Raw genomic sequence first — 11,015 nt, 5'->3', positions numbered from 1 at the left:
TACTTCATGTACAACCATCATTTTAAAGGCGAAGCTATAATCACGTTGTGTGCGTTTAACTCGTTGTTCTTGTGCATGTTCCATAAAATAAGTCTCTTAAGGTGTAAACTTATTTCAGGACGGGACATCTTTCTGAAATAAAAAAGCGCATCAATCGATACGCTTTTTATGAGGCACACATGCCTAAATTCCAACCATAAATCAAAGATTTATTAAGGACACTTCGCCGATTGGAAAGTCTTGGTATTTTTACCACGTTGGCACTGATATTCCTTTTGCGTATTTACACGCTGCCAATCACCATCCACCAATCTAAAACTATAAATGGTACGAATTGATTTCACCGAATCATCCATCAAACCCGTTTCCGTCACTTTCACCTGCCCCGCATTTGGCGACTCGACACGGTTAAAGTACTGACGAATTTCTACAGTCGACAGCTCTTTACGCAAATCAGGACGTTCTTTTAATACCTGATCGAGTGGCGTAGCAGAAGAACCGACTTTAGACACAATTTTCTGCGTTGTCGCACAACCCGCCAACATCCCCACACACAATGCAGACACAGCAATTAAACGATACATAGAACCAACTCAAATTTATTATTCAGTCCTATCATGCCGAACATTTGTCCAAAACACTATTTAAGCAATGTAAAAGAAGTACCCCATTCCAAAAATCAATGTGTGGTCTCTCATCCATACGCGGCAAACAAGGCGTTTTATAGCCATAAAAAAACGCATCCGAAGATGCGTTCTAGTACGTCTTTAAAAATTAAAGATCGAACAATTTACCTGGGTTCATAATTGCATTTGGATCGAATACTTTTTTCAATGCTTTCATATATTCGATTTCTTCTGCTGAACGTGTGTAATCGAGGTAAGGCTTTTTAGTCATACCCACGCCATGTTCTGCAGAAATTGAACCGTCATATTTTTTCACAGTTTCAAATACGTATTTGTTTACCACTTGGCATTTTGCAAAGAATTCATCTTTACTTAAATCCGCAGGTTTCAAAATATTTAAGTGCAAGTTACCGTCACCAATATGACCGAACCAGCAAATTTCAAAGTCTGGGTAGTTCGCTTCCACAATTGCATCAATTTCTTTAATAAATGCAGGAACATGTGTAATCAGAACTGAGATGTCATTTTTGTATGGTGTAAATGGTGCGATTGACTCTGAAATGTCTTCACGTAAACGCCATAAGCTATGTACTTGGTCTAAGCTTTGGCTCATCACGCCATCCAGTACCCAACCTTGTTCCATGCAATGTTCAAAGATTTCCATTGCCGCATCCATGATCGGTTCAAATGGTGCTTCAAACTCAAGTAAAACATAGAACGGACATGGTGTTTCAAATGGACGTTGTACATGACCATTGTCCAATACTTTTTGCATTGCAAGCTCACCAAAGAACTCAAATGCAGTCAGGTCGATTTTCTTTTGGAAGGCATGTAGAACAGGCATAATCGCATCAAAATCAGGCACACCGAGAACCAACACTTGTAAGTCATGGGGTTGACGTTCAAGTTTGATTTCAGCTTCAGTCACTAAACCTAGCGTACCTTCACCACCAATAAATAAGTGTTGAAGTGCATAACCAGTCGCATTTTTGATCATGCCTTTGTTCAAGCGCAGGATGTCACCTTTACCAGTAACCACAGTCATGCCCAACACCCAGTTACGAGTCATGCCGTATTTAATCACTTTAATACCACCCGCATTGGTACCAATGTTGCCGCCAATTTGAGATGAACCTGAAGATGCAAAATCAACTGGATAGTACATGCCTTGTTCTTCAGCATAGTTCTGAAGTTGTTCAGTCACTACACCTGCTTGTACGCGAACCATACGGTCAGCTGGAAAGAATTCCAAGATTTGGTTCATCTTGTCCATGCTTACCACGATTTCACCGTTAGCAGCCACAGCACCCGCAGACAAACCTGTACGACCGCCACTTGGTGTGATCGCTACATTAAATTGGTTCGCAAGTTTTACAATTTGTTGAACTTGTTCTGTGCTTGAAGGGAAAACGACGACCGACGGGTTTGGATCGAAGTGCTTAGTATGGTCACGACCCCAATTTTGGAGACTATCCGCATCGGTTTTAATACGGCTTTCGCCAACAATAGCGGTCAATTGGGTCAATAACTCTGGGGTTAAAGCGACTGGAGCATTCATCGTTTTCAGACCTTGCAAGAAGTAAACAAGTTTTTTAAAGGTCCAGACTTCATTCAGTCAAAACTGCGGTAACGCATATTTCAAGGGAAAAAGCCTGAAACAGAGCGCATCAAAATGTCAGGGAATTGTTCAAGATGATTTTGAGCGGCACCATTATAAGCTATAACTGGGCTTTTTTTGACAAAACCCAAAGAAAAACGTGATTTCAAAATGTCACGAGGAATATGACCAAGTTAATTAGACCAAATCTAAAAAATATTGACTCATCATTCGCCAAAATAGCCATGACGTCGGTCATAAAGGAAATGTATATCGGGCGACTTCCTATGCTATTATATGCGCACTAAATTTGGCCTTTGTAGCGGAGCCGTAATGAGCCAACATCTTTCTTTACCTAAAGATAAAATTCGTTTCTTGTTGTTAGAAGGCGTTCACCAAAACGCAATCGACACTCTAAATGCTGCTGGATACACCAACATTGACTACCGTAAAACTGCGCTTGAGGGTGAAGCGTTGAAAGAAGCGGTTAAAGATGCTCACTTCATTGGTATTCGTTCACGTACTCAATTAACTGAAGAAGTTTTTGAAGCGGCGAACAAACTGATTGCTGTGGGTTGTTTCTGTATCGGTACAAACCAAGTGAACTTAAATGCTGCAATGATTCGCGGTATTCCAGTATTTAACGCACCATACTCAAATACTCGTTCAGTTGCTGAACTAGTACTTGCTGAAGCGATTCTATTACTTCGTGGTGTTCCTGCAAAATCTGCTTCAACTCACCGTGGTGGTTGGAACAAGTCTGCAGTTGGTTCATTTGAAACTCGTGGTAAAACTTTAGGTATTGTTGGTTACGGTTCGATTGGCTCGCAACTTTCTGTACTTGCTGAAGGTTTAGGTATGCACGTGATTTATTACGATGCAGTGACTAAACTTCCAATGGGTAATGCACGTCAAGTCGGTTCTATGGGTGAACTTCTTGCCAATGCAGACGTCGTATCTCTACACGTTCCAGACGTTCCATCAACTCGCAACTTCTTTGGCAAAGACCAATTTGCTCAAATGAAAGAAGGCGCAATCTTCCTCAATGCTGCACGTGGTACATGTGTCATCATTGAAGATCTTGCTGATGCAATCAAATCTGGTCATATTGCTGGTGCAGCTGTAGACGTATTCCCGAAAGAACCTAAAGCAAACGGTGAAGAATTCGTTTCTCCACTTCGTGGCTTAGACAACGTGATTTTGACTCCTCACGTGGGTGGTTCAACGATGGAAGCGCAAGCGAACATCGGTCTAGAAGTAGCAGAAAAATTCGTTGCTTACTCTGATAAAGGTATGACTTTATCTGCAGTGAACTTCCCAGAAATCGCGTTACCATTGACTGAAGGTAAACACCGTTTACTTCACATCCACAAAAACGTACCGGGCGTTCTTTCAAAAATCAACAACTTGTTTGCTGAACACGGCATCAACATCTCTGGTCAGTCTTTAATGACCAAAGGTGATGTCGGTTACTTAGTGATGGACGTTGACGCAACTGCTTCTAAAGAAGCTTTGGATACACTTCACGAAGTTGAAGGTACGATCCGAGTTCGCGTATTGTTCTAATCACCTTAGACACTGAAGCCACAGCCTTCGGGCTGTGGTTTTTTTATTGTTATAAACTTTTAAAATCTGGCTAGTGCCACTCTCCCGCTCTTTGAGTCATCGAAACAAATTTAGTTTATGCCAAATTTTAAAGTTGCACCGGCTGTCCAAGCACCGCTGATCTTGCTTATTGCCATGATCAGCATGCAAAGCAGCGGTTCATTTGCCAAATATCTTTTCGGTCAATTTCCCATACTGACCGTTTCGGCCATGCGTTTAATGCTAGGCGCTTTGATCTTGGCGATTATTTTTAAAGTTTGGCAGATCAATTTTAAACAAGTGAAATGGTCGTCTATTCTGAGCTATGGCTGTGCCTTAGCAGGGATGAATGTATTATTTTACTTGTCGATTGATCGTCTCCCGCTCGGCATTGCCGTCTCTTTTGAATTTATTGGCCCGCTCAGTGTCGCACTATTTGCTGCACGCCGAAAAATTGACTTTATTTGGGTCGGACTGGCTATTTTAGGCCTTATCCTACTTTTTCCTTTTGACCAAGCTGCACAACGACTTGATCCCGTTGGCATTGTCCTCGCCCTTGGCGCAGGTGCCTGCTGGGCACTCTATATCGTGGCAGGTCAGAAACCCTCTGGCGTTTCAGGCAACCATACGGTTTGTTTAGGTATGTTTGTCGGCATGTGTATGCTCATGCCAATTGCATTATTTGTAGGGAATCCTGCACATGCCTTTGAACCGATGAGCCTCCTCTATTTTCTTGCTTTAGCCACTTTGGCCAGTGCCATCCCTTTTAGCTTAGAAATGATTGCGCTACGCAATTTAACGGCGCTCAGTTTCGGAACGCTTATGAGCCTAGAACCTGCAATTGCAGCACTCTCTGGTTTTGTTTTCTTAAATGAATAATTGCTGTGGACCCAGTGGTTAGCCCTTGCTGTCATCATCTGTGCCTCGATTGGGTGTACCTATACCACGCAAAAAGCCAAAGTCATTTAAATTCAAAATATGTTCCCACTGACTATGGATGAACTACATGAATCTCAGACTCAATTTTTTGAATTCAAATTGAATCATGACGTGCTCAGTCCTGCTCTTACATCAGCCGAACCTTAGCATATTAAATTTAGAACCCATCATGATTTGATCAAATGTTAAAATTCACTCAACTGTCAGCATTAACCGCTATACTGTACTGATTCAAAAATAGGGCTCAAACACCGCCCAACAACTGTGTGCCACATGCCAAATTCACAACTTCTCGCTGTTGTTTTCATGGTGCTCTCCATGATCTCCTATCAAATCAGTGCATCATTCGCCAAACAATTATTTTTGGTGCTTGATCCACTCAGTGTGACCATTTTACGACTCTGTTTTGCCTCGATTATTATTTGTTTGATGTTCCGCTCTTGGCACATTTTAAAACGGCTGTCATTTTTAAAATGGCGTGATTTACTCTGCTATAGCGCAGCCCTGTGCCTCATGAATGTCTTGTTCTATATGTCACTGGGCAAACTCCCTCAAGGCATTGCTGTAGGACTGGAGTTTATTGGGCCTCTAGGTTTGGCATTGCTGTCGATTAAAAATCGTAGTGACTATATTTGGGTGTTTTTGGCGATCTTAGGGATTGCGTTGATGGTGCCTTGGGGACAAGCCCAGAGTGGTAATTTCTCACTGATTGGTGCGGCGTGTGCCTTGGCTGCCGGACTCTGTTGGGCCTTTTATATTTATTTCGGGCAAAAAGTGGTACACCAAAATATTGGCATGCATGCACTGACCATTGCCATTAGTTTATCGGCATTGACCTTATTACCCATCGGCCTCTATAACAACGCAGCAGCTTTATTGGATACACAATATTGGCCTAAAGCACTATTGATTGCCATTTTAGCCACAGCGATTCCCTATGCCCTAGACCTCAAAGCCTTAAAGATTCTAAGCAAGCTAAGCTATGGCACATTGTCGAGTATCTCACCTGCTTTGGCAGCTATTACGGGTATGGTTTTATTGGGAGAACGTATCGGCATGTGGCAATGGATCGCACTGCTGTGCATTATGCTCGCCTCAGTCGGGGTAACGATGCGTTCCTCTAAATCGGAAACAGCCAACTAAATTTTTAAAGGCAAAATAGTTAAATAAAAATGGCGGGATTGCCGCCATTTTTCAACACCTTGTCTAAGAACTCCTACATCTAAGCTTTTAAATACAAGGCTTTTAAATACAAGGTTCGAAAAAGTCTAGCTTCTATAAAGGACTTAACCAGTCAGGCTGTCTTTATCTGCTTTTTTATATTTTTTATACTCGGCTAAGTATTGTTTAGCCAAAGCTTCTTTTTGCTTATCATCCAATATTTTACCGGCTTGTTGAAAGAAACCGTGTTCCTCTTCCTGTAAATGATGATGCACAGTTTCTGAAAGTTTTTTGGCAATGGCCAGCCAGCCCGGATTGCTAAATTCAGTCTCAGTCAACTGCTCTAAAAGTTCGTCCATTTCATGATGTTCAGCCAAGGCATGACGGGTAATATTCAGCCCCGAATCGGTCATCATTAAAGGAATATAAAAATATCGGTCTTCCCCGACAGCATGCGCGAATAATTCATTTTTAAGTCGATCAAACAAATCCCGACGTTCTGGACTATCACCAGAAGTTTGTACTAATTGTTCTGCAAGCGCTCTTTGTTGTTCATGACTTTGACGTAAAGCTTCAAAAATATTCATTCTGATGATGCCCTCTGATGCTTAGCGATAGCTGAGTATTTTTTTAATTCAGCAAAATAAAGTGCTTCATTTTTATACTAAACATATCCGCATCAGAATACAGCGCAGCTCTGTTAAGTTTTGTTTTAAGCTTGTCCCGTAAAGGTTTGATACCCTAGCCGTACAATCAAAATACTCACCAAAATCAAAAATAGAATTCGAATAAAGCCACTGCCGTATTTAATCGCTGCACGTACACCAACGATCGAGCCTAATATATTCGCCACAGCCATCATTAAGCCTATAGCAAATAACACATGGCCTGTGGGCGCAAAAAAACTCAGTGCAGCCAAATTGGTGGTTAAGTTAGCCACTTTAGACAAAGTAGAGGCATGCAAAAAGTCTGCTTGTAGATAACGAATAAAAAAGAAGATAAAGAAACTGCCCGTGCCAGGCCCAAAGATACCGTCATAAAAGCCAATCACCAGACTACCCAGAGCGGCAAGACCGAGAATTTTAGGGGTCAGTTCTTGGCGTACATGCACCTGACCGAATTGTTTTTTAGCAAAGGTATAGATCGCAATCACGATCAACATGACCAAAACAAAAGGACGTAAAACTTCTTTAGGAATCATTGATACACAGGCTGCTCCCACAAAAGAAGCAACAAATGCACAGCTTGCAATGACCGCAAGTAATTTCCAACGGAATTTGACTTGGCGTAAAAAAGAATAGGAAGCTGACGCTGTACCAAAAATCGAAGACAACTTATTGGTGCCAAACACCGTCGCAGGAGATAAGTGCGGCATGGCATTCATAATGGCTGGAATTTGAATTAATCCTCCGCCCCCCACTGCTGCATCAATTGCACCGGCAAAAAATGCAAAAAATAAGAGGCTTAAAATAATTTCAATGTCCATAAGAAGTCTTCAATGCTGTATCAGCTACTCTAGATTTAACACACGCTTAGGCACCAAACGTTTACGGTCTGTAATTTCAGCCAGCCCTAAACAACGCTCACCTTCAAATACCAAGACCTGTGCTTCTGCCTCATGTTCAATATTACTTTCCATGCCACGACTGAAATATTCAGCGCGCCCTTCTGGCGCTTGCACTTTGCAGAAATGATCGACGGGTGAATACACCGGCAGCAATAATGCTTCACGTTCCGCTTCGGTCAAGCTTTCCAAATATTCAATGGTGTAAGTTGGATTGAGGTCAAAATGCCCCGTTTGCGTACGGTGTAGATAGGTCAAATGTCCAAAAGTACCCAATGCTTTGGCAATATCTTCGCCTAAAACACGAATATACGTGCCTTTGGAACAGGTGATGTCGAGTGTAATACTATTCTCATCAAATGATAATAACTCGATGGCATAAATCGAAATTGGACGTGCTTCACGCTCAATTTCTATGCCTTTACGCGCCAACTCGTACAGCGGGCGACCTTCTTTTTTCAGTGCAGAATACATCGGTGGAATTTGTTGAATATCTCCCACGAACTGTGCCAACACCTGCTGAATCGTGGCTTCCGTCAAAACAGGTACGGCTTGTTCCATCAATACCTCACCTTCCACATCACCCGTCGTGGTGCTGTGTCCTAAAAAGACCGTGGTTTGATAACGCTTGGTCGAGTCGAGCAAGAAATGTGAAAACTTAGTCGCTTCACCCAAACAAATCGGCAATAAACCTGAAGCCAGCGGATCAAGCGCACCTGTATGTCCTGCTTTTTGTGCTCGATACAACCAACGCACTTTTTGTAATGCAGCATTCGAGCTAATGCCCAAAGGCTTATTTAATAAAAATACACCATGTACTGGACGACGCTGAATCTTAGGAGAAGCTTTTTTCATGACTAAAATAGGGCAAAAAGAGAACTGCGCCATGGTATCAATCCATGCTAAGCGTTTACAACTTTTCTATGTTTTTATCATTCTTTTATGTCATATTGAGTTCACATTTAGAACTCATAAAACAATTAAAACGGAATAAAGGTGCATTGGGATATGCAAAAAAATAAACTCTGGCTGATTTTAGCCATTGTGGTTATTGCGGCAGCCGCATTCATGTATTGGCTTGCGCCAAAAACATCACAAAATGATCCTTCAGATCAATCGATTCAACAACAAAATACGCCTTTAGCTCAGGGCGAAAATGCTACAGCACAAGCCACAAGCGGTTCTTCACTGCTCAGTCCAAGTCAACAAGACACGGAAGTTAACTGTCAAATCAGTATGGATGGTTCAAACCACCTGATCGTGAACGAACAAACACGGAATTGTTTTGAATATTTCATCACTCAATATGGTGAAAAGTCGATAGATCAAATCAAAAAGGATTTTAAAGCCTACATTGCACAAGGTCATAAAGAACCGGCGCTGTCCCAAATTTATGATTTGTGGGATCGCTATATGAAATATCGTGAACAATTAGGTAATTTACAGCCACCAAGTGACGACAAAGAATCTCCACAATATTATCGCTCGATCTACAGCAGCACACAGAATTTAAGAAAACAGTTCTTTTCTGATTATGAAATTGAAGGTTTATTTGGCAAGGAAAATACCTATCACGAATACACGCTGAAACGCATGGAAGTGGTGAATGACAAAAAACTGTCTGAGTCTGAAAAAGCCAAAAAACTAAAAGCCCTGTTTGATGAACTCCCAGAAGACTGGAAAGAAAATCTGGAACAAATCAATAAACTTGAAGATTTACGCAAACTCACAGCGGACATTAAAGCCCGTGGTGGTTCAAGCGAAGAAATCCATCAAATGCGGTTAAATTTAGTTGGTCCAGAAGCCACTCAGCGCCTTGAAAATCTAGACAGCCAGCGCAGCTCTTGGAAATCTAGCGTAAATCAATACCTCACAGAGCGTGACAGCATTGTGAAAAGCAATATGAGTGACAGTGCTAAACAACAAGCGGTGCAGCAACTCCGTAATCAACATTTTAAATCGAAGGAAGATCAGCTCCGCGTCAGTACCTTTGAATCTGTACATGATCAAGGTGGAAAATTACCTTTCGCAGAATAACTGCAAACAACAATTTAAAAACAACTTCAATTTCAGGATGAAATGATGAAAAAACCACAAGCTCTTTTATGCGCAATCATCGCTGCATCAGCAGTGATTGCCAGCACACAATCCAAAGCGGCGGCAGGACTCCAACATGTCACCGCCAACAGCTCGGCAAACTATGCCAAGACCAAATATCCGATTGTGTTTACCCATGGTATGTTCGGGTTTACTCGCATTGGTTTTGACAGCTTTGGCATGGATTATTTTTATCAAATTTTGCCAGATTTAGCTCGCAACGGTGCCAATACCTTTGCTGCCCAAGTTTCTCCGCTAGAGTCGACAGAAGTTCGGGGTGAGCAATTGCTCTCTCAAGTCGAAGAAGTCCTTGCCCTGACTGGCCAACCTAAAGTGAACCTCATTGGTCATTCACATGGTGGACCGACAACTCGCTACATTGCAGCGATCAAACCTGAATATGTGGCTTCGGTGACTGGGGTTGCAGGCACTTATCGTGGCTCTCTAGTCGCAGATAAAATCCAAGCGAATAAAACTATTAACTCAGTCTTTGGGGTACTTGGCGATCAACTCTTAGCACCGATTATTACTTGGGCTGAAGGCAACTCGAGTCTACCCAACAGTGTTGATGCATCACTTACCGCGATCAGTGAAAAAGGTTCTGCTGAATTTAATGCAAAATTTCCAACCGCAGCACTGGCTGCGAACTGTAATCAGTCGGGTGCCAAAGTCGACAATGGCGTGTATTACTACTCATGGACAGGTACAGCACAAACCACGAATGTATTAGATGTACTAGATACAGTGATTAGTCAGCTTGCCCCTTTGGCCTATGGAAATCGTGACAATGACGGTTTGGTTGGACGCTGTAGCACCCACATCGGACAAGTAATCCGTGATGACTACAATCACAACCACTTAGATGAAGTGAATATGGTCTTTGGTCTACGCAGCCTATTTTCACCTGACCCAGTTGCGCTCTACCGCCAACATGCCAATCGTTTAAAATTACAGGGACTGTAATTTCAAAAGTTGGCTCCCTTTCAGCACTGAACAGGACGTCTTTGGACGTCCTTTTTTTGTTTACAATTTTTTTATTTGTACGCATTAAACAATTTAATTCAATAAGTTCTTAAATGATAACAACTAAAATAAATAGCAAAAATAAAAGACGAATGTATATAAATATACTTGTCACCTCAACGCCGTCCATGTCCTAAAATGACATGGAATTTCAAACCGAGCATGAAAAAATGACAAGGCATCTTTGTCTATTCAAACTCTCTAAAATCAAAGATATGGCCTGGCCAATCACAAAGATGTTGCTTAAAAACAGAGAGTATTTTCATTATTAAAAAGTATTGACATCCTCCCCCCTTAAACATAGGTATCTACACAAATCCCAAGTTTTGGGTTAAATTGAAGAGCATGCTCTTCAATTTAATATCTCCCATCTTGATACACGTCTCGTCAGACGATACAACGCCCTCGTAAAGCTTAATATGAA

9 protein-coding genes and 1 pseudogene are annotated in these 11,015 nt (G+C 41.8%); 5 read left to right on the top strand and 5 right to left on the bottom strand.

All coding sequences use genetic code 11. The annotated features are described in order from the left end of the window. Nucleotides 1-212 precede the first annotated feature (212 nt). Both FTU17_RS15840 and FTU17_RS15835 read right to left on the bottom strand, forming a co-directional pair. Nucleotides 213-584: a hypothetical protein gene (locus FTU17_RS15840; protein ID WP_078192499.1), complete on the bottom strand. Its 372-nt coding sequence runs from the start codon at nt 582-584 to the stop codon at nt 213-215. Between the two features lie 190 nt (nt 585-774). After that, on the bottom strand, nt 775-2,184 hold the full coding sequence (locus FTU17_RS15835; RefSeq protein ID WP_078189543.1) for an FAD-binding oxidoreductase: 1,410 nt from the start codon (nt 2,182-2,184) through the stop codon (nt 775-777). Nucleotides 2,185-2,556: 372 nt separating this feature from the next. Between FTU17_RS15835 and serA the strand changes: the two genes are divergently transcribed. The 3 genes and pseudogenes from serA to FTU17_RS15820 all read left to right on the top strand — a co-directional run bounded on the left by serA (nt 2,557) and on the right by FTU17_RS15820 (nt 5,889). Further along, complete coding sequence (serA, locus tag FTU17_RS15830) at nt 2,557-3,789, top strand: phosphoglycerate dehydrogenase (RefSeq protein ID WP_078189340.1); 1,233 nt, start codon at nt 2,557-2,559, stop codon at nt 3,787-3,789. Between the two features lie 117 nt (nt 3,790-3,906). Beyond that, nucleotides 3,907-4,776, top strand: a pseudogene (locus FTU17_RS15825) (EamA family transporter). 243 nt (nt 4,777-5,019) lie between these two features. Further along, the gene (locus FTU17_RS15820) at nt 5,020-5,889 is read left to right on the top strand and encodes a DMT family transporter (RefSeq protein ID WP_168378155.1); all 870 of its coding nucleotides are present in this window, start codon (nt 5,020-5,022) and stop codon (nt 5,887-5,889) included. 143 nt (nt 5,890-6,032) lie between these two features. On the opposite strand, the gene FTU17_RS15815 is transcribed toward FTU17_RS15820, so the two are convergent. The 3 genes from FTU17_RS15815 to truB form a co-directional block, all read right to left on the bottom strand. Continuing rightward, complete coding sequence (locus FTU17_RS15815; protein WP_168378156.1) at nt 6,033-6,494, bottom strand: hemerythrin domain-containing protein; 462 nt, start codon at nt 6,492-6,494, stop codon at nt 6,033-6,035. 125 nt (nt 6,495-6,619) lie between these two features. Further along, nucleotides 6,620-7,393: a TSUP family transporter gene (locus tag FTU17_RS15810; RefSeq protein ID WP_180135985.1), complete on the bottom strand. Its 774-nt coding sequence runs from the start codon at nt 7,391-7,393 to the stop codon at nt 6,620-6,622. 24 nt (nt 7,394-7,417) lie between these two features. Next, nucleotides 7,418-8,326, bottom strand: a complete 909-nt coding sequence (truB, locus tag FTU17_RS15805) for a tRNA pseudouridine(55) synthase TruB (RefSeq protein ID WP_180135986.1) — start codon at nt 8,324-8,326, stop codon at nt 7,418-7,420. A 153-nt stretch (nt 8,327-8,479) separates the two neighbouring features. On the opposite strand from truB, the gene FTU17_RS15800 reads away from it, so the two are divergent. Both FTU17_RS15800 and FTU17_RS15795 read left to right on the top strand, forming a co-directional pair. Next, nucleotides 8,480-9,508: a lipase secretion chaperone gene (locus tag FTU17_RS15800; protein ID WP_180105656.1), complete on the top strand. Its 1,029-nt coding sequence runs from the start codon at nt 8,480-8,482 to the stop codon at nt 9,506-9,508. 42 nt (nt 9,509-9,550) lie between these two features. Continuing rightward, nucleotides 9,551-10,531 (top strand): lipase family alpha/beta hydrolase, encoded by a 981-nt coding sequence (locus tag FTU17_RS15795; protein ID WP_373684077.1) that lies wholly within the window; start codon nt 9,551-9,553, stop codon nt 10,529-10,531. Nucleotides 10,532-11,015: the final 484 nt, after the last annotated feature.

Source organism: Acinetobacter sp. YH12070 (genome assembly GCF_013419625.1).
Taxonomy (GTDB): domain Bacteria; phylum Pseudomonadota; class Gammaproteobacteria; order Pseudomonadales; family Moraxellaceae; genus Acinetobacter; species Acinetobacter amyesii.
This window is presented reverse-complemented; position numbering and strand designations above follow the sequence as displayed.

Excerpts from the sequence above, each read along its gene's own strand:
- FTU17_RS15840 (WP_078192499.1), bottom strand. The coding sequence starts at position 584 with ATGTATCGTTTAATTGCTGTGTCTGCATTGTGTGTGGGGATGTTGGCG.
- FTU17_RS15835 (WP_078189543.1), bottom strand. The coding sequence starts at position 2,184 with ATGAATGCTCCAGTCGCTTTAACCCCAGAGTTATTGACCCAATTGACC.
- serA (WP_078189340.1), top strand. The coding sequence starts at position 2,557 with ATGAGCCAACATCTTTCTTTACCTAAAGATAAAATTCGTTTCTTGTTG.
- FTU17_RS15820 (WP_168378155.1), top strand. The coding sequence starts at position 5,020 with ATGCCAAATTCACAACTTCTCGCTGTTGTTTTCATGGTGCTCTCCATG.
- FTU17_RS15815 (WP_168378156.1), bottom strand. The coding sequence starts at position 6,494 with ATGAATATTTTTGAAGCTTTACGTCAAAGTCATGAACAACAAAGAGCG.
- FTU17_RS15810 (WP_180135985.1), bottom strand. The coding sequence starts at position 7,393 with ATGGACATTGAAATTATTTTAAGCCTCTTATTTTTTGCATTTTTTGCC.
- truB (WP_180135986.1), bottom strand. The coding sequence starts at position 8,326 with ATGAAAAAAGCTTCTCCTAAGATTCAGCGTCGTCCAGTACATGGTGTA.
- FTU17_RS15800 (WP_180105656.1), top strand. The coding sequence starts at position 8,480 with ATGCAAAAAAATAAACTCTGGCTGATTTTAGCCATTGTGGTTATTGCG.
- FTU17_RS15795 (WP_373684077.1), top strand. The coding sequence starts at position 9,551 with ATGATGAAAAAACCACAAGCTCTTTTATGCGCAATCATCGCTGCATCA.